The 19,693-nt window shown below is 69.3% G+C and carries 12 protein-coding genes; all 12 read right to left on the bottom strand.

The window, feature by feature from the left end; all coding sequences use genetic code 11:
* Positions 1–95: 95 nt before the first annotated feature.
* On the bottom strand, positions 96–2,126 hold the full coding sequence (recD, locus tag C7H85_RS02250) for an exodeoxyribonuclease V subunit alpha (protein ID WP_106728088.1): 2,031 nt from the start codon (positions 2,124–2,126) through the stop codon (positions 96–98).
* Positions 2,123–5,758 carry an exodeoxyribonuclease V subunit beta gene (gene recB, locus C7H85_RS02245; RefSeq protein WP_106728087.1) on the bottom strand — a complete coding sequence of 1,212 codons (3,636 nt, stop codon included), beginning with the start codon at positions 5,756–5,758 and terminating at the stop codon, positions 2,123–2,125. The genes recD and recB overlap by 4 nt, the downstream gene beginning before the upstream one ends.
* Complete coding sequence (gene recC / locus C7H85_RS02240; protein ID WP_106728086.1) at positions 5,755–9,168, bottom strand: exodeoxyribonuclease V subunit gamma; 3,414 nt, start codon at positions 9,166–9,168, stop codon at positions 5,755–5,757. Before recC ends, recB begins: the two co-directional genes overlap by 4 nt.
* Before the next feature lie 334 nt (positions 9,169–9,502).
* Positions 9,503–9,913 (bottom strand): VOC family protein, encoded by a 411-nt coding sequence (locus C7H85_RS02235; RefSeq protein ID WP_106728085.1) that lies wholly within the window; start codon positions 9,911–9,913, stop codon positions 9,503–9,505.
* A 25-nt stretch (positions 9,914–9,938) separates the two neighbouring features.
* Entirely contained in the window at positions 9,939–10,313 is a 375-nt protein-coding gene (locus tag C7H85_RS02230) for a VOC family protein (RefSeq protein WP_106728084.1), read from the bottom strand.
* Between the two features lie 213 nt (positions 10,314–10,526).
* Complete coding sequence (locus tag C7H85_RS02225; RefSeq protein ID WP_106728083.1) at positions 10,527–13,628, bottom strand: efflux RND transporter permease subunit; 3,102 nt, start codon at positions 13,626–13,628, stop codon at positions 10,527–10,529.
* A gap of 10 nt (positions 13,629–13,638) precedes the next feature.
* Positions 13,639–14,775, bottom strand: a complete 1,137-nt coding sequence (locus C7H85_RS02220) for an efflux RND transporter periplasmic adaptor subunit (RefSeq protein WP_106728082.1) — start codon at positions 14,773–14,775, stop codon at positions 13,639–13,641.
* A 144-nt stretch (positions 14,776–14,919) separates the two neighbouring features.
* Positions 14,920–15,390 carry a GNAT family N-acetyltransferase gene (locus C7H85_RS02215; RefSeq protein ID WP_245879535.1) on the bottom strand — a complete coding sequence of 157 codons (471 nt, stop codon included), beginning with the start codon at positions 15,388–15,390 and terminating at the stop codon, positions 14,920–14,922.
* A 370-nt stretch (positions 15,391–15,760) separates the two neighbouring features.
* Positions 15,761–17,101, bottom strand: coding sequence for a metal-dependent hydrolase family protein (locus tag C7H85_RS02210; protein WP_106728081.1), 1,341 nt, complete (start codon positions 17,099–17,101; stop codon positions 15,761–15,763).
* A gap of 240 nt (positions 17,102–17,341) precedes the next feature.
* Positions 17,342–18,160 carry a mechanosensitive ion channel family protein gene (locus C7H85_RS02205; protein ID WP_106728080.1) on the bottom strand — a complete coding sequence of 273 codons (819 nt, stop codon included), beginning with the start codon at positions 18,158–18,160 and terminating at the stop codon, positions 17,342–17,344.
* A gap of 9 nt (positions 18,161–18,169) precedes the next feature.
* Complete coding sequence (locus tag C7H85_RS02200; RefSeq protein WP_106728079.1) at positions 18,170–19,159, bottom strand: hypothetical protein; 990 nt, start codon at positions 19,157–19,159, stop codon at positions 18,170–18,172.
* A gap of 61 nt (positions 19,160–19,220) precedes the next feature.
* Complete coding sequence (locus tag C7H85_RS02195; protein ID WP_106728078.1) at positions 19,221–19,637, bottom strand: GFA family protein; 417 nt, start codon at positions 19,635–19,637, stop codon at positions 19,221–19,223.
* Between the last annotated feature and the right edge of the window lie 56 nt (positions 19,638–19,693).

The following is a 19,693-nucleotide window of genomic DNA, read 5'->3' as shown; positions in this document are numbered from 1 at the left end:
TGGTCCATTGAAATGGACCTACGGCCAGCCCGGCGTTCATTTGTGGGTCGAATTAATTCGACCATCCGCATCCCGCCCATCGACCACTGTTGCTCTCACGCCTCGCCCTGCAGGCCGGCCAGCAGGCCGCTGCGCCGCTCCACCCGGCGTTTCACCGCCTCGTCGAATACCGAAGGCCGGCTTTCCAGCAGGCTGAACCAGTGGCGGGCCCGGGTGATGCCGGTGTAGAGCAGCTCCTTGGTCAGCACCGGGTTGAGGGTTTCCGGCAGGATCAGGGCGGTGTGAGCGAACTCAGAGCCTTGGGACTTGTGCACCGTCATGGCGAACACCGTCTCCACCGCGCCCAGCCGGCTGGGCAGGATGAACTTCAGGCCGCCGGAGCCGTCGTTGCGGGGAAAGGCCACCCGCAGCACCGGGCGGCCGGGCTCGTCGGGCAGGCGCAGGGCGATGCCGATATCGCCGTTCATCAGCCCCAGGCTGTAGTCGTTGCGGGTCACCAGCACCGGCCTCCCCTCGTACCAGCCCTGCTCCCCTTCCAGCAGGCCCTGCCGGTGCAACAGCGCCGCAATGCGCAGGTTGAGCCCTTCCACCCCCCAGGGGCCCTTGCGCACCGCGCACAGCAGGCGGAACTGGTCGAAGGCGGCGAGCACCGCGGCGGCCCAGCGCTCCCAGGCCGGATCCTCCGGCGGGCAGTCGGTGCCCGGGCGCGCCTCCGTCATCACCCCCAGGTAATGGCCGTAGCCCCGGGCATCGCCCCAGCCACGCTGCAACAGGCGGTCCAATCCCGGGTCCTGCTCGCCGCGCAGCCGCCGCAGGTGCAGATCCTCACCGGCCTCGGCCAGTATGGCCCGGGCCGTCGCCGCGTCCTGCTCGTTCACCGCCCGGGCCAGGCGGCCGATGCCGGAGCCGGCGCCGAAGCGGCGGGAATAACGCAGCATCAGGGTACGCTGGGCCAGCGGCTGCCGGTCGGCGTGGCCCGGCACCAGCGCCGGATCGCGCACGGACTCGCCGCTGACCTGCTCCAGCCAGTCGACCAGCGCCGGATCGTAGCGACCGCGCTCCGCGTCCCGGCACAGGTCGCCGAGCAGGGCGCCGGCCTCCACCGAGGCGAGCTGGTCCTTGTCGCCCAGCAGGATCAGGCGGGCATGGGGCGGCAGCGCCGCCAGCAGGCAGGCCATCATCTCCAGATCGATCATCGAGGCCTCGTCCACCACCAGCACGTCCAGCGGCAGCGGGTTGCCGGCGTGGTGGCGGAAATGGCGGCTGGCCGGCAGGCTGCCGAGCAGCCGGTGCAGGGTGGTCACCTCGCTCGGGATCTGGGCGCGCACCGCCTCGCTCACCGGCAGCGACGCCACCTGGCCGCCGATGGACTCGGTCAGCCGGGCCGCCGCCTTGCCGGTGGGGGCCGCCAGCCGGATGCGCAGCGGCCGCTCGCCGGCCGACTCCTGCAACAGGGCCAGCAGCCGCACCACGGTCGTGGTCTTGCCGGTGCCGGGGCCGCCGGTGATCAGCGCGAAATTGCCCCTCACCGCCAGGGCGCAGGCCAGCTTCTGCCAGTCGGCCAGCCGTTCCCCCGCCACCACCAGCGGCTCGGGAAAGAGCCGGTCCAGCCGCTCTGCCAGCGCCTCCGGCAACGGCGGCTCCCGGCGCAGCCGCGCCGCCAGGGCCGAGGCCACCGACTGTTCGTAACGCCAGTAGCGGCGCAGGTAGAGCCGCTCGCCGTCGAGTACCAGCGGCGTCGCGGCGTCGCCCCGGGCGTCGGCCACCAGGGAGCTGGGGGCCAGTGCCGCCTGCCAGGCGGCCAGGCTCACCCCGGCCAGCAACTGGGAGGGCAGCCGGCCGGCGTCCGCCGCTTCCCCTTCCGGCGGTAGCGACAGGGCGAAGTCGGGATTGTCGAGGGTGGCGGCCAGATCCAGGCAGACGTGACCGTGGCCGAGCTGGTGGCTGGCCAGGGCCGCCGCCAGCAGCAGCAGGGGCGAGGCATCCGGATCCAGCTCGAGGAAAAAGCCGGCCAGGGCCCGGTCCAGGGCCCGCAGCCAGCCCCGCGCCACCCAGGCATCGAGCAGGGCCAGCATGTCGTCCCGCCGCTGCAGGGCCGGCTCGGTGATCATCTCGGACGGGGTCATGCGGCGGTCTCCTGCGGGTCTTCGCCCCGGAACAGGGCGTCGAGGGATTCGATCAGTTCGCGCGGCGGCTTGTGGCGATAAACGGCACCGGGGCTGCGCACGAACAGGTAGAGGGCGCCGCCCAGGTGGCGGTCGTAGTCGTAGTCAGGCAGGCGCAGCCGGAGCTGGCGGTGCAACGCCAGCAGGTAGAGCAGGTACTGCAGATCGTAGCGGTGTTTCAGCACCTGGGCCTGCATCGCCTCCGGGGTGTAGGCGTCTTCCCCGGCGCCCAGCCAGTTGGACTTGTAGTCCACCACGAAATAGCGGCCGTCGTGTTCGAACACCAGGTCGATAAAGCCCTTGAGCATGCCGTTGAGCCGGTCCGGCAACAGCGCCGGCCGGGGCTGGCCGGGCAGCACCGCCGCCTGCGCCAGCTCGTCGATGCGGCGCACGTCCACCCGGCTGACCTCCAGCCAGAACTCCAGCTCCGGCTGCCAGGCCGACAGCCCGGCCAGGGTGGCGCCGTCCTCGGTCAGGGGCGCCTGCAGCAGGCGCTGCAGCCAGTCGCCGAGGGGGGTTATCCACTCGGTGAGGCCGCGCAGCTGGCAGCGCCGGGCAAGCTGCTCGCGCAGCCCGGCCGGATCGCCGGAAAAGCCCTCGCGCCCGGCCAGCTCCAGCAGGCCGTGCAGGAAGGTGCCCGGGTTGGGCCCGCGCGGAAAGCGGTGCAGGGTCGGCGTTTCACCCGGGCGCAGCGGCACGAACACCGCCTCCCGTTCGTCGTCCGTCACCTTGGCCGCCGCCGGGCTTTCCGGCGCCGCGTCCTCGAAGCGCCGGGCCGGTACCGCCCCGCCCTGTTCGCCGGTGCGCAGGGCACTGTAGGAGGCAATCCACCAGTGCTCGGCGGCGGCGCGCCCGGGCGTGCGCCAGCACAGTTCCTGTGCCGCGCCGGTCGCGGCCGGCAGCATCTGTCCGCTGCTCGCCGGGGCCGGCACCACCACCGTATCGCCTGCCGTCGCCAGCGGGCGCAGCCAGTCGCCCAGGGCGGCGCTGGCGGGCAGCTCGGCCCCGCCCCCGAGCAGATAGCCGAGCGCCGACCGGTGCAGCCGCGAGGCCCTGGCGTTGCCCACCTTGAGGTCGGCCAGCCCCAACCAGCAGGCGTGGCGGGCACGGGTCAGCGCCACGTACAGCAGCCGCAGATCCTCCCCCAGCCGTTCGCGGTCGGCCAGGGCCAGTTCGTCCTCGTCCGGGGTCAGCACCAGGCGGCGGCGGGTGCCGTCGTGCAGCTGCACCGGCCGCCCCTTGCCGGCCTCGCGGAAGGAACAGATAAAGGGCAGGAACACCAGCGGGTATTCCAGCCCCTTGGACTTGTGGATGGTCACCACCCGCACCAGGGCGGCGTCGCTCTCCAGCCGCAGCACCTGCTCGTCCGCCGCCTGGCCCTGGCCGCCGACAAGCTCCGCCAGGTGGCGGATCAGCGCCTGCTCGCCGTCCAGGCCGGCGGCGGCCTGCTGCATCAGCTCGGCCAGGTGCAGCAGGTTGGTCAGGGCCCGCTCACCGTCGGCCCGGAGCATCAGCCGCCCCGGCAGGGCGAAGTCGTGCAGCAGCTGGTGCACCATGGGCAGCACGCCCTGGCGCTGCCAGCGCTGCCGGTAGCCGCGAAACTGCATCACCCGTCGTTCCCAGTGGCGTTCATCCTGGTTGAGCTGCTCCAGCTCGTGCAATTCCAGGCCCAGGCTGCGGCTGGCCAGGGCCGCCCGCAACCGGCGATCCTGCTCCGGCTCGGCGCAGGCGCGCAGCCACAGCAGCAGATCCCGCGCCTCCCGGCTGTCGAAGATGGAATCCTTGTCGGACAGGTAGACGCTGCGCACGCCCCGGGTGGCCAGCTCGCCGCGAATGGCCTCGGCTTCCTTGAAATCCCGCACCAGCACGGCGATGTCGCTCGGCCGCAGCGGGGTGAAGACCTCCTCCCCGGCAAAACCGGCGCGTCCCTCCCGGCCCAGGCTCAGCAGGCGGGTAATCTCGCTCGCCGCCCGGGCCGCCATCTCGCCACGGTAGGCGGTGCCCGACAGCGGCTCGTCCTGCTCCAGTTGCCAGCAGGTCAGCGCCGGCCCGGGCTCGCCGTCGAGCTGCCAGCACTCCTGGCGGCCCTGGGCCCGCACCGGCAGGAAGGGCAGCGGGTTGTCGCCGGCGGTACGGAACAGGAAGGCGCCCTGCCCCCGCTCCCGTCGCTCCGCCAGCTCGAACACCCGGTTGATCGCGTCGACCATGGCGGCGGCGGAGCGGAAGTTGGTGTCCAGGCTGTCGTGGCGGCCGTCGGTGGCCCGGCGCGCCGCCAGGTAGGTATGGATATCGGCGCCGCGAAAGGCGTAGATCGCCTGCTTGGGGTCGCCGATCAGGAACAGGCCGCACGCGGGGTCGTTTTCCTCCAGCCGGTAGATGCGGTCGAAAATGCGGTACTGCAGCGGATCCGTGTCCTGGAATTCGTCGATCAGGGCCACCGGAAACTGGCGGCGGATCACCTCGGCCAGGCGATCGCCGTTCTCCCCCTGCAGCGCCTCGTCCAGCCGGGACAACATGTCGTCGAAGCCCATTTCGGCCCGGCGGCGCTTTTCCTCGTCGAAGCGGCGGCGGATCCAGGCGGCGGCGTGCCGGCGGGGTGCCTCGAGAGGCGCGGCAAGGGCAGCAAGCTCCCCGGGCAGCGTCTGCATGGCGGTAAAGGCGGGGTGTGACGGTGCCTCCCCGACTTTCCAGGCTTCCGCTATTCCTTCGGGCGTCAGACGATAAATAGCCGCCTCGCTGAGCGAAAGCCCAACCTCGTCACTCTCGAGCCAATCGCGTATGGCGGCCAGCCAACCGTCGGTCCGCTTGGCCTGCAACCATTTGCCGTGTACCTGTTTTGCCGCTATCGCCGGTTGCAATATGCCATCAATTTCTTCCAGCCAGAGGCTCCAGGGCGCCTTGAGCGCCGCCAGCGCCTCGGCCTGCTCCCTGAGCGATCGCGCCAGCAGTTGGTCCAGCTCGCCGCCGACGGCATCCTGCTCGCCCAGCAGCGGACGGACCTCGCCCAGCAGCACATCCGGCGCCTGCCAGTGCGCCATCACCCAGTCGAGCGCCTCGCCCGCCAGCGGGTAGCACTGGCGCCGCCAGTAGTCGCGCACCACCTCGGCCAGCAGTTCGCCGTGATCGGTTTCCAGGGTCTGGGTAAAGAGGCTGCCGCTGTCGAAGGCGTGCTCACGCAGCATGCGCTGGCACCAGCCGTGGATGGTGGACACCGCCGCCTCGTCCATCCACTGGGCGGCGATATCGAGCCGGCGGGCGCAGGCCGGCCAGCGCTCGGGGGAGACGTCGTCGCGCAGCGTCCGCAGCAGCGGATCGCCGGCCAGCTCCGCGCGGAACACCGCCGCCGCCTCCACCAGCCGGGCGCGGATGCGATCGCGCAGCTCGCGGGTGGCGGCGTCGGTAAAGGTCACCACCAGGATCTCCGGTGGCAGCAGCTCGCGGGCGAAGCCGGCGTCGCCGCCGTGGCCCAGCACCAGCCGCAGATAGAGGGCGGAAATGGTAAAGGTTTTGCCGGTGCCGGCGCTGGCCTCGATCAGGCGGCTGCCGTGCAGCACGAAGCGCAGCGCCAGCGGGCGGGTGGGTAAGGGGCTCATGCGTCGGCCTCCAGCGGTTCGGGTTGGTGGTCCAGCAAGGGTTGGTACAGCATCCGGCTCCAGGCGGCAAAGCCGCCGTCGGCGCCAAGCGCGGCAAAGTCGGGAAACTGCCGCGCCAGGGCGGCATGCTGGCCACATTCGCCCGGGCCGTGGTAGCCGTCGCCTTCATAGGCCAGGCGGGCGGCGGCCTCGGCTTTGGCCTCGTCCTGCTGGCCCAGCCAGGCCATGGCGGTGTTGAGTGCCACCGGCAGCGGCGCCGCCTGCCCGGCGCGCCAGGCCTCCAGCCAGCCCCGCATGATGGCCTCGGCCTCGTCCCGCGCCAGGGGGGCGAAATGCAGGGTTTCGTCCTCCCCCACCAGCAAGGTGGTCAGCTCGATGCCGGCGGCGGCCGCCGCCACCTGGGCCACGAAGGGGCGCAATATCCGGTGCCACTTGGGCTCGGTTTTACGCAGCAGGGTGCCCGGTTGCAGCTCGATGCGCGCCAGCCGCTCGCCGGCCCGGTACAGGCCGCCGAGCCAGCCCTCCAGCTCGATCCCGGCGTGGGCCAGTTGCACCGGCAGCGGCGAGTCCAGCCGCTCGGGCCAGCGCCGGCACAGGTCCTGGAACCGCTGCAGCTGTTCGGGCAGGGGCGCGAGCAGCTGCTGGCCCAGGCGCTCGCCGAAGCCGGCCAGGGGCAGCACCCCGTTGCCCTGCAGCCGGCGGGCGGCCTGCGCCAGGGCCGGCAGGGGCTCCGCCGCCAGGCTGGCCTGTTCCAGCAGGTGCTGTTTCAGCTGGTACTGCTGCAGGCCGTCCAGCCGGAACGGCTCTTCATCCAGCTGGGCCGGGGCTTCCTCGTCGAGGTATACCTTGAGCCGCTGGGTGAAGAAATGGCCCACCGGATCGCGCAGGAAGTGCTGCAACCGCTCCAGCGGCTGGGTCTCCTCGATCACCGGCGGCGGCAGGGCCTGGGCCTCGCCCGGGGCCCGGGGGCGGTGCAGCTCGGCCCATTCCCGGGCATAGCTGAACAGGGGGCCGGTGCCGAAATAGTCCCGGCTGAACGGCTGCAGCGGGTGCTCGGTGGTCAGCGCCGCCAGCAGGGGGCGGTCGTCGGCCATGGCCCAGCCGTTGGTCAGGTGATCGCGCAGCTGGCCCACCAGTACCGAGGCCGGCCGCTCGCTGTTGTCGCGGATACTGCGCCCCACCCAGCTGATGTAGAGCTGCTCGCGGGCGGCCAGCAGCGCCTCCAGCAGCAGGTAGCGGTCGTCTTCCCGCCGGGAGCGATCGCCGGGGCGGTAGTCCCCGGCCATCAGGTCGAAGTCGAGCGGGGTCTGGCTGCGCGGGTAGTCGCCGTCGTTCATGCCGAGCAGGCACACCATGCGAAAGGGAATGGCGCGCATCGGCATCAGGGTACAGAAGTTGACCGCCCCGGCCAGGAAACGCTGGCTGAGCCGGCCCTGGTCCAGGGCCCCCAGCCAGGCCTCACGCACCACGTTGAGCGGCAGCGGCTCGGTCAGCGCCACCCCGGCGCACAGCTCCTGCCACTGATCCAGCGCCTCGGTCAGCCCCGCCAGCAATGCCTGGTCCCGCTCCTGGCGGGGCAGGAAGAAATCACTCAGCAGGCCGTGCAGCACCGCGCCCCAATCGGCGACCGGCAGCGGCCGCGCCAGTTGCCCGTGCAACCGGTCCAGGGCATCCAGCAGCCGCACCAGGGGGCCGATCAGCGCCGCGTCCAGGCCGCCGATTTCATCGTAGGGCTCGATGCCCTGGCAGGCCTCCCCCGCCCCCACCGCATAGCCGAGCAGCATGCGGCGCAGGCCGAAGCGCCAGGTGTTCTGCTCCAACTCCGCGGGCAGGCCCAGCTCGGCCCGGCGGCGGGCGTCCAGCCCCCAGCGGATGCCCGCACCCTCGATCCAGCGGTGCAGGGTGGGCAAGTCCTGCTCCTCGATGCCGAACACATCGCGCAGGGCCGGCACATCCAGCAGATCCAGCACCTCGCTCACCGTGAGCCGGTTTTCCGGCAGCCGCAGCAGGTGTTCGAGGGCGATCAGCAGCGGCTCGGTGCCGCGGCTGCCCTGATCCGCCAGGGTAAAGGGAATGTAGCGGGGATCGTCCCGGCCGTACTGGCCGAACACCGCCTCGATATGGGGCGCGTAGGCGTTGACGTCCGGCACCATCACGATGATTTCCCGGGGCTTGAGGCTGTCGTCGGCGGCAAAATGCGCCAGCAGTTGATCGTGCAGTATCTCCACCTCGCGCTGGGCGCTGTGGGCCAGATGGAAACGGATGGAGGCGGCGGCTTCGGCCAGCGGCGGCCACTGGGCACGGGTTTCCGCCAGCGGGCGCAGGTTGAGGATGTCGTCCTGCAACTGGCCGAGCAGGTGATGGGTCTGCCCCTCGCCGAACAGATCGATGCGGCTGCCGATGGCGTCGAAACGGGCCCGGTAGTGGTCGGGATCGTCGTAGCTGTCGAGCAGGTTGATGTAGTCCCGCCCCTGCTTGCCCCAGGCCGCCAGCAGCGGATGGGCGTGCTGGTGCAGATCGTCGTCGCTCAGCGCCGGAGGCTGGCCGGGCTTGCGCCGGTGGCGGCGATACTGGTGCCTGAGCAGGTCCTGATCCGGCACTATGTCGCCCCAGTGGTGCTGGCAGGGGTTGTGCACGCACAGCAGCACCTGGCTGAACCGCGCCAGGGCCGCCAGGGCTTCCAGGGTCTGGGCCGGCAGCGAGGAGATGCCGAACACCATCACCCGCCGCGGCAACCCGGCGGGGGCACAGTCCCGTTCGCGCAGCTCGGCCACGAAGCGCGGATGCACCCCGGCCCGGCTGCCGGCCAGTTCATCCCGGCCCACGTCGGCCAGCAGGGCGCGCCACAGGGCCGGTTGCCAGCGCACGGCCTCGTCCAGGGGCTGGGCGCCCTGGCGCATATTGATGATCTCATCCCGCCCTTCGGCCCAGGCCGCCAGCCAGTCGGCCCGGTACACCTGGTACTGGTCGAACAGATCCGCCAGCCGCTCGGCCAGCTGGTAGCGCTTGCGCGCGTCCGCGTCGTCCCGCAGGAAGCGGTGCAGCGGGGCGAACACCGGGTCCGCCAGCAGATCGGGCAGCAGCCGCATCAGCCGCCAGGTGAGCGGCGCCTTGTCGAGCGGCGACTGCAGCGGAATGCTGTGGCTGCCGAGCACGGCGCGGTAAGTCTGCCACAAGAAGCGCGCAGGCAGCTCCACCTGCACCGCCGCGGCGATGCCGCCGCTGCGGTGCTCGGCCAGGGCCAGCTTGAGCCACTGGGCGATGCCGTTGCTCTGCACCAGGATCACCTCGTTTTCGAGCGGGGCCAGCGGATAGCGCCGCATCCAGGCCACCGCCAGCTCGCGCAATTCCTCCAGGTGGTTGCCGTGCACCACCATCAGCCCCGGCGTCAAGCCCTCGTCATGCTGCATCTGGGTTCCTTATACCGTTCCGTCCGGGGCCCATGATAGCGCCTGAAGGACGCACCGGGCAGCCCGAACGGCAAACGGAAAAAAGCGGGAGACAAGGCCGGGATGGTAGCAAGGCCGGGCACAACGGGAAAGGGCGGCGCGAAGGCGGCGGATCTGCCGCAGGGTCCACTTCAGTGGCCCCCCCACCGCCGGCGCCGGGCTCATGCGGGCGGGCCGCCCGCGCTCCAAGGACAGTTCCGGCGCCGGGTTCGGTCGAATAAATTCGACCCTACGGGAGACGGCGGGGGTGTCGTAGGTCCGTTTCAACGGACCTTTTCACCGGCAAGGCACCGCCTCAGGGCGACTCTGCCTCTTCGGCGGCGTCCATCCAGAACAGCTCCCAGATATGGCCGTCCGGGTCTTCGAAGGCGCGGCCGTACATAAAGTCGTACTCTTCCGGCTCCCGCGCTTCCCGGCCGCCGGCGGCCAGCACCTTGGCCATCAGCTCGTCGACCCGGGCGCGGCTTTCCAGCTGCAGCGCCAGCAGCACCTCGGTGGTGCTGGCGGCGTCGGCGATCGGCTTGCGGGTAAAGCGCCGGAAGCTGTCCGGGGTGTGCAGCATGGCGAAGATGGTGTCGGAAATCACCAGGGCGGCGGCCTGCTCGTTGGTGAAGCGGGGATTGAACGCAAAACCCAACGCCTCGAAGAAGCGCATGGTGCGGGACAGATCCGCCACCGGCAGGTTGACGTAAATGGCTTGGGGCATAACCACCTCTTTAGCAGGGCGGGCATCAGCCCACCGTTGCTTCGTCCTGACAGATCAGATGGATAATCTGCGCCGGATTCGAGATCCAGAACGCCGCAAAGCCTTCCGGCAGCGGCTCTATCTCGTCCCGGCGCGCCATGCCGGCGGCCTGCATGTGCCCGGCGGCGGCCTCGAGATCGTTGGTCACCACCTCCAGCCAGGTTTCGGCCTGGCTGAGCCCGGGCACCTTGTCGATCCACAGCTGGCAGGCACCGAACTCGAAGGCCACCGACGGCAGCTGTTTGTCGACCTGGCGCAGCGCCAGCACGTCGCGGTAAAACGCCACCGTGGCCTCGAACTGGTGGGGCGGTACCTTGAGTGCAATATTGCGCCCGCCGCTGAAACGGAGTGGCTGGGTCATGGGGCCTCCCGGGGTCCGGTTGAGGATAGGTCCCTTCAGTATAGGAGGGCACCTGGTTTACCGGGTCCACTTCAGTGGACCTCCCATCAACAGTGCCGTAGTTTGGTCGACTGAAGTCGATCTACAAGTCCCACGGGCGATACCGGGTTCCACCGATCTTGCCGTAAGGGTCGATTTCAATCGACCACCAAACCTGGTCGCGTAAATTCGACCCTAGCGGGGCTCGCCACCGTGCTGGCGGGCCAGCAGCATATAGAGCGAGGGCACCACGAACAGGGTGAAGAGGGTGCCGATGGTCATGCCGCCCACCAGCACCAGGCCGATGGCGTTGCGCGCCGCCGCCCCCGGGCCGTCCACCAGGATCAGCGGGAAGTGCCCCGCCACCGTGGCCACCGAGGTCATCAGCACCGGGCGCAGCCGGGTCATGGCCGCCTCCTCGATAGCCGCCCGCTTGGCGTGCCCCCGCTCCTGCAGCTTGTTGGCGAACTCCACGATCAGGATGCCGTTCTTGGCGATAAGCCCCACCAGGGTCACCAGCCCCACCTGGGCGTAGATGTTCATGGTGGTGGTCCAGCCATCGGTCCAGTAGGGCAGGTCCGGGTTGGGCATCTTCAGCAGGGTGAAGATCAGGGCGCCGAACATGGCCAGGGGCACCGAGCCCAGCAGGATGACCAGGGGATCGCGGAAGGAATTGAACTGCACCGCCAGCACCAGGAAGATCATCAGGATGGCCAGCCCCAGGGCGGGCAGGAACTTGCCGCCCTCGGTGCGCAGCTGGCGCGACTCGCCGGTGTAGTTGACGCTGTAGTCCGCCGGCAGTATGTCCCGCGCCGCCTGCTCCAGCACCCGCAGGCCCTCGTCCAGCCGGGCGGTCAGGCCCGACAGCTTGATGGCGTTGAGCTGCTGGAAACGGTTGAGGGAGCGCGGCACCGTGTCGTGGCGCAGGGTGGCGATGGCGCTGAGCGGTACCAGGGCGCCGTCCGGCGCGCCGAGGTAAATATCCTGCAACTGCTCCGGGTTGAGCCGCTCGGCCCGCACCAGCTGGGGGATCACCTTGTAGGCCCGGCCCTGGATGTTGAAACGGTTGACGTAGTTGCCCCCCAGGGCGGCCCCCAGATCGGCGCCCACCTGCTGGTGGGTCAGCCCCAGGGCCGCCAGCTTCTGGTGATCGAGCACGATTTCCGCCTGCGGCTGGTCAATCTTGAGATCGATCTCGGGCGGAAAGTAGAACAGGCCGCTCGCCATCGCCGCCTGCTGCAGCCGCTCGGCATAGGCCAGCATCTGCCCCGGCTCGGCGGTGGAGGCGATGATGAACTCCACCGGGAAGTTGCTGCCCCCGGGCAGGGCCGGCGGCTGGCTGGCGAAGATCTGCAGGCCGGGAATGGCCGAGAGCCCGGCCTGCATCTCGGGCACGATGTCGGAGATGGCCCGCTTCCGCTGCTCCCAGGGCCTGACCACCATGCCGCCGAAGCCGCCCACACCCAGGGCGGCGGCGAAGGGATCCGAGGGCGACAGCAGGATCTGGAAGGTCAGTTCCCGCTCCGGCGCGTTCAGGAACACCTGCTCCGCCGCCCGGCCGAAATGGGTTTTCTGATCCGCCGAGGCGTTGGCGGCGTTGTTGATGATGGCGAACATGAAGCCCTGATCCTCGAGCGGCGCCAGCTCCTTGGGCGAAAACAGGTACATGGGCACCACCGCCAGGCTGAGCAGCGCCCACAGGGCATACACCGCCGGCCGCCGGTCCAGCAGCCGGCCGAGCCCCCGGCCGTAGCGCCGGCGCAGCCGGTCAAAACGGTGGTTGACCCAGCCGGTGAAGCCGCGCTCTTCCCGCTCGGCGCTGCGCAGCAGCCGGGCGCTCATCATCGGCGACAGGGTCAGGGCGACGATGCCGGAAATGGCGACGGCGCCGGCCAGGGTGAGCGCAAACTCGCGGAACAGGGCGCCGGTCAGCCCCCCCTGCAGGCCGATGGGGGTGTAGACCGCCGCCAGGGTGATGGTCATGGCGATAATAGGACCAATCAGCTCCCGCGCTCCCACCAGGGCCGCTTCCTGCGGGGTGCGCCCCTCGCGCAGGTGGCGTTCGACGTTCTCCACCACCACGATGGCGTCGTCCACCACCAGGCCCACCGACAGCACGATGGCCAGTAGGGTGAGCAGGTTGAGGGTGAAGCCGAACGCCTGCATCAGGAAAATGGCGCCGATCAGCGACACCGGAATGGCCACCACCGGCACCAGCACCGAGCGCACCGAGCCCAGGAACAGGAAGATGACGATCACCACTATGGTGAGGGTGTCGGTCAGGGTGCTCACCACCTCACGGATGGCACTGCTGATGTATTCCGAGGCATCGTAGGCCAGCCGCGCCTCCAGCCCCGCCGGCAGGTCCGGCTCAAGCGCCGCCAGATCGACCCGTACCCCCTGGATCACCTCGATGGTGTTGGTATTGGGCAGGGGAAAGATGCCCATGAACACCGCCGTCTCGCCGTTGAAGCTGACCTCGGTGTCGTAGTCCTCGGCGCCCAGCTCCACCTCGGCCAGATCCCGCAGCCGCACTATGGTGTCGTTCTCCCGGCGGATCACCAGCTGGCGGAACTCCTCCACCCGGTGCAGATCGGTGTTGGCGGTGAGGTAGACCTGCACATAGGCGCCCTTGGTGCTGCCCACCGCCGAGATGAAGTTGTTGGCCGCCAGGGCGGCGCGCACCTGGGCCGGGCTGACGTTGAGCGCCGCCATCCGCTCCGGCTTGAGCCAGACCCGCATGGCGAAGGTGCGGGCGCCGAAGATCTCGGCCCGCTGCACCCCCGCCAAGGCCGCCAGCCGGGGCTGCACCACCCGCACCAGGTAGTCGGTGATGTCGCTCTGGGACAGGCTGGACGAGGAAAAGCTCAGGTAGGCGGCGGCGAACTCCGAGTCCGCCGACTGCACGCTGATGGAAGGCAGCTCCGCCTCCGCCGGCAGCTCGTTGCGTACCTGGTTGACCTTGGCGGTGATGTCCGCCAGCGCCCGGGTCGGCTCGTAGTTGAGCTTGAGCCGGGCGGTGACCAGCGACAGCCCGAGCAGGCTCTTCGACTCCACGTAGTCGATGCCATCGGCGGAGGCGATGGCCCCTTCGATGGCGGTGGTGACGAAGCCGCGCACCACCTCGGCGCTGGCACCCACATAGGGGGTGGCGACGATAACGGAGGCGTTCTCGCTCTGGGGATACTGGCGCACGCTGAGCGACCACCAGGCCTGCAGCCCGGCGATGATGATCACGATGCTGACCACCAGTGCCAACACCGGACGATGGATGAACAGATCGGTGAAGGACTTCATGGCGGCGCGCTCAGCTGTTGCCGGGGTCGGGATCGAGCCGGAACTCGGGGGCCAGCCGGTTGTCGACCACCACCGCCATGCCGGTACGCAGCTTGAACACCCCGGTCGATACCACCCGTTCCCCCGCCGCCAGGCCCTCGGTCACCACCACGAAGTCGCCCCGGTGCTCGCCGAGTCGCACCGGCTGTTGCCGGACCCGCAGCGACGGCTCGTCATCCTCCTCGCCGGCTTCTTCTTCAAGCACGAACACCGCCTCGCCGTAGGGGCCGTACTGCACCGCGGTGGCCGGGATCAACAGTACCCGCTCGGTGCGTTCGAGCACCATCTCCACCGAGACGAACATGCCCGGGCGCAGCTGGCCGCCGGGGTTGGCCAGGGTCGCCTGCACCCGCACGCTGCGGGTCTGGGCGTCCACATCCGGGTTGAAGGCAGACACCCGCCCCGCGAACGACCGGCCTGGGTAAGCGTCGGACGACACCAGCACCGGCAGCGCCGTCGCCAACACGGACAACCGCTGCTGGGGCAGGGAAAATTCGACATAGACGGGGTCGAGGGACTGCAGCGACACCACCGGGCTGCCTTTGTCGAGAAACTGGCCGATGCTGATACGGCGGATACCGAGCCGTCCGTCGAAGGGCGCGCGCAGGGTTTTCCTGTCGATCAGGGCCTCGCTCAGCGCGAGCCGGGCGTTGGCCTGCTGCAGGTTGGCGGCGGCGGCATCGAGCTCGCCCCGGGAGATGTTGCGGCTGCGGGCCAGCTCCCGGGCTCGCCGGTACGACAGTCGCGCCAGGGCGGCGGCGGATTCGGCCTCGCGCCGCTGGGCCCGCTCCACCTCCGCATCCAGTAGCACCAGTTCGTCGCCGGCCTTGACCATGGCCCCGGCTTCGAAGCGGATCTCCCGCACCTGCCCTTCCGCCTCGGTGCGCAGCACCGCGCCCTGCACCGCCACCACCGAGCCGACCGCAGCCACCCGGAACTGCCATTCCTGCTCCCGTACCTGGGCGGTGTTGACCGGCTCCGGCGGCACCTGCATCTGGGCCGCCGCCGCCCCCATGGCGCCGAATTGCAACGCCTTGATCAGCACCAGGCCGCCGACGACGGGCAGCGCCAGCAGGATACCGAGCCCTGCCCACAGCAGCTTGTTCATCGCCTGCCTCTGCCCTTGCCCGGAGCCACTGTTCCCGCTTTCATGCTCTCCTCCCCGCGCCCCGGACCACCCCCGGACACGCCAATAGGAGAAGTTTAGTCGACGCCGGCTGAGCCGAGCGGGAGCAGGGCGGCGAGCCCGACCTCAGGGGGTGCGCGCCACCATCAGTACCTCGTCGGCGGAGTAGAGACCGCTTATCACCGCCTCGACCCGGGCCCCCAGCGCCGCCTGGTAGAGCCGCTGGGCGTCGTTGTCGGCCCGGGTGCTCACCAGCACCGACTTGAGCACCGACTGCTGCTCCGCCAGCACCAGCCTGACCCCGGCCAGGGATTCCTCGAGCAGCCGCCGACCGATGCCCCGGCTCCGGGCCTCGGGCAACACCGCCAGTTGATCGAGCTCCAACACCGCTTCGGGGCGGAAACCGCTTTTCTGTACCCAGAGCACATAGCCCAGGCAGAAATCTGCCACCGCCACATAGGGCAGCATGCGCGGGAAGCCGTTCAGGTTGCACTCCAGCCACAAGCGGGACCGGCGCTGGCGGGGAAAGGCCATCTGGTGCACCCGGGCGGCACCGTCCAGATCCGCCCGGGTCATGGGCCTGATGATGATGTCCATCCTGTTCTCCTCTTTGGGCTGCGTCTTCCCCTCAGGAACGACAGACGGATAACAAACCTTCGGCGTGCTCTGCCATCACTCCTGCTGTCTTCCTTGTCACTCGCGAAGTCGGGAGTCCAGTGAAAACGGCCATGCTTCTCCACCTTCGCAATGACAACAGTCAAACAGTTGTGAAATCCGAACTATCGTCCAGGTCTTTTTCCAGCGCCACCAGATGCGCCTTGAAACCGGCAGCGCGGTAGATAGCCAGGGCCGGGCAGTTAGCGGCCAGCCCCCCGATGCGCAACCAGCGCCCGCTCCACCTCCTGCAATTCGCGCACGCAGGCCCGCAGCCCGGGCAGATCGGTAGCGGGGTCGAAGGGCCGGATGATCACCGAGCCGCTCCTGGCGGTGGCAACAGGTTCTTGTGGATTTGGCCGTTCTTCATGATCAGCAGCAGGCCGGTCTCGGGGCGCTCCAGCAGGCCCAGATCCGCGCTGGGATCGCCGTCCACCAGCAGCAGATCCGCCAGGGCGCCCTCCTCTATCACACCCAAGGGGCCGACATAGGGATAGCGCGGGCCGGACAGGGCCAGCAGCTCGCCGTTGTCGCCGGTGGCCATCTTGAGGATCTCGCCGGGCTCATACCAGCGGGTCAGGGCCGTCAGGCTGGGGGTTTGGTTGCTACCCATGCCGCCGCTGAACAGGATATCGGTACCGAAGGCCACCCGGATGCCGTGTTTTTTAGCCAACTGGTAGGCCCGCTCGGTGCCGCGGGACACCATCAGCTGCTTGAGCCGCGCCGCCCCCTGCTGGGGATTGGCGCGATCATCGTCCAGGAAGGGCTGCAGGCTCCACCACACCCCCTGCGCCGCCATCAGCCGGGCGGTGTCCTCGTCGATAAGCTGGGCATGCTCCACGCACTTCACCCCGGCCTCCACCGCCATGCGCACCGCCCGGGAGGTGTAGGCGTGCACCGTGACGTAGGTGCCCCAGTTCTCGGCGGCGCCCACGGCGGCGCGGATCTCCTCGGGGCTGTACTGGACCACGTCCAGCGGATCGTACACCGAGGATACCCCGCCCCCGGCCATCAGCTTGAGCTGGGTGGCACCCAGCATCAGCTGCTCCCGGGCACGGCGCAGCACGTCGTCCACGCCGTCGGCAATGGCCGCCGCCCCCATCTGCTCGCTGTGGCTCAGTGGCGCCCCCATCGCCCGGGGCACCTCATGGGGCAGGCGAAAATCGCCGTGTCCGCCGGTCTGGGAGATCATGGCCCCGGAGGGAAAAATGCGCGGCCCCGCCACCAGCCCCTCCTCTATGGCCCGGCGCAGGCCGAACACCGGGCCGCCCATGTCGCGCACCGAGGTGAAACCGCGCATCAGGGTGGCTTGTGCCACCTTGCCGGCCAGCAGGTTGAGGTAGCCGATGTCGGCGGTGAGGGCATCCATCAGCCCCGGTCCCACCAGGGCCGAGTGCCAGTGGGCATCGATCAGCCCCGGCATCAGGGTGCGGCCACCGCCGTCCAGGCGCAGGGGATCTTCCCCATCCGGCGGGGTGATCGGCCCGGCGGAAACGGCCTGGATGACATTGTCCACCACCAGCACCCGCATGGTCTGCGCCGAGCGTTCGCCCGACTTGCCGTCGAACAGGTGGACATTTTCAATCAGTACGCTGCCGGCCAGGGCCGGTTGCAGGGCGGCCAGCGCCAGCAGGACGAAAAAACGCGTGTACATAGGCTCTCCTCGGTAGGGTCTGGTGGCCCCGTCAGGAAAACAGACGGCGGACCAGCCTTCGGATTTTTCTGTGGTCACTCCCGCGCAGGCGGAAGCCCAGAGCAAACGGTCATGGATCCCCGCCTTCGCGGAGATGAGCACGGCCAAACAACGGTGATAAAGGGAAATATCCGGCGAAAAAACAGGTAACGAATTTCGTTATCAGGCACTTGCCGGCGTCCCATTATGGTCTCCTTCGGGTCAATGCGAGTCCGGCCCGTTCGTCTGCTCCGGCACGAAACGGACAAAGCGTACCGGCATGTCGCGCAGGCAGGCCTTGCCCCGGGCGGTGAGATCGGAGATGAACTGGAACTGCTGGCGCGGATCCATGGGGTAGGCCTTGATGCGATAGCGGGTGCCCCAGGGCTGTTCGTCCAGCACCACCAGCACCGGCTTGGTTAGTTTCAGGTAGGGGCTGGACAGGGCCACGTCTTCCAGTACCCGGCGCACCTCGTGGGCGTCGTGATCCGGCTCCAGGTAGAAGTTCACCACGCACATCAGGCTGGCGCCGCCGTTGTTGGCGTTGTGGATGAGGCCGGTCCACAGCTTGTGGTGCGGAATGAATACCACGGTGTCGTCGGGGGTGACGATTTCCACCACCCGCATGCCGATGTGCTTGACCTCGCCGTAGCTGCCATCCACCTCGATCCAGTCACCGGGCCGGTAGGGCAGCTCGTAGGCCGCCACTATGCCCGCCAGCAGGCTGCTGACGTAATCCTTGAGCGCGAAGCCGATGGCCAGGCCGGCGGCCCCCAGTATGGCCACCGTGTTCTGCACCGTGGGCTCGATGAACAGCGGCACTATCCAGGCCACGGCGGCCAGGATCACCAGGATGCGAATGGTGGGGATCAGCGCCAGCACATAATGTCGCCGGCTGCTGTGCAGCCGCCCGCCCAGCCAGGGCAGCAGCTTCTGGCTCATCCAGACCAGCACCATCGCCGCCAGCACCACGGCCGCGGCCTCGATCAGGGTATGGGTGGTGATGTTCCTGAATAAACCGACGACCCGTTCCGAATCCATGACCGCTCCCTAAAAGGCATCCAGCAGGTAGTCCCGGGCGGCGAGAAAGTCGCGCACCGCCAGGTAGGCGTGAACCCGCAGCCGCCAGCCGCCGTCCTGGCGCAGGACAATGCCGCACTGCTCCAGCCGCAGCAGTTGCACATTGAGCTGATCCGGGGCCACCACCGGCAGCACCTGCTGCAGGCCCTCTCCGCCCAGGCCCCGGTGCAGCAGCAGCGAGAACAGCACGAAGGCGGTGGTGTCATCCGCCTCCACCGGCAGCTCCGGCAACGCCTGTGTCTCATCGAGCCGGCAGGCCCACAGCGCCAGGGCCAGCCCCGGGTTGCCCCGGGCCCGGGCGGCCAGCCGGCTCAGCGGCTTGTCCGTGGCGCGGATCCCCAGCTGCCGCAGCAGCGCCGGCCCGGCGGGCGCGAAACAGTAGACCCTGGGCGGCCTGAGCGGCCAGGCCCGTTGAATAAAGGCGAAAGTCCAGCTGTCGCACACCAGCAGCCCCTGGCCCAGTTCGCCGTGCAGCAGGCGCGGCAGCAGCGCCCGCACAAAACGCAGGCCGCTGGCGGTGCGCAGCAGGTAACGGGCCAGATCGTCGATCAGCCAGGGGCCATGGCGCTGTTGCTGCCGCCACCAGGCTTCGACGTCCACCGCCCGGATCTGCGCCTCGTCGGGCGGCGTCAGCCGGCGCCAGTCCAGCCGGCCGGCCCAGTCCCGGGCGATGGCGGCGGTGCCGCTGAACGGCGGATCCAGCAGAAAGCAGACCCCGCCTTCCCCTGCCGCGATCCAGTCGGCCAGGTGCCCGGTCAGGGCGGCAACGGCCGGCGCGCGATCGAAGCCCTGGTAATCGGGCGGTTCGGCTCCCTCGCCGTCGTCCACCGGATCCTGGCTGCGCAGGCCGAGCAGACGCAACAGCCGCTGCCAGCCCTGCTGGAAACGGGTGACGGCGGGCGGCACCGGGCAGACGAAGTCGTCCGCCGGGATCAGCTGCCAGTGATTCGCCTCGCTCATGCGGCTATCCTGCCGGTGGACGGCGGCGCCCTGCCCGTTCTGTCCATGTGCGGCGCGCCGATCACTCGGGTGCAAACTTGGCGAACACCTCCGCCTCGGTCATGGTGTGGGTGCGGTTGGCAAAGCTGTAGAACCCGGGCTTTTTGTCGATGAAAATCTGGTGATCAAGCACCAGATCGTCGAGCTCATCGAACAACCCCAGCGACAGGATCAGCTCGTCGCCGTCCTTGAGCCGGTAATAGAGGTGGCTGCCACAGTGCCGGCAGAAGGCCCGCTCGGCCCACGCCGACGAGGCGAAGGCGGCGATGTGCTCGCGGCCCTCGAAGGCAACGCCCGGCTCGCAGTCCACGGTCATCAGGGGGCCGCCGCCCCACTTGCGGCACATGCCGCAGTGGCATACCCCCACCTTGTTGCTCTTGAACACCGCCGTCACCCTGACCGCCCCGCATAAACAACTACCGTGCTTCTGCATGCTCATCTTCGCCTCCGTCTTCGGAAAACAGGTTATCAACATTCAACCATAGCAGCGGTGGC

Origin of the sequence: Zobellella endophytica (assembly GCF_003012775.1) — a bacterium.
Taxonomy (GTDB): domain Bacteria; phylum Pseudomonadota; class Gammaproteobacteria; order Enterobacterales; family Aeromonadaceae; genus Oceanimonas; species Oceanimonas endophytica.
Note: the sequence above shows the minus strand (reverse complement) of the source record. Positions and strands in the feature narration are given on the sequence as shown.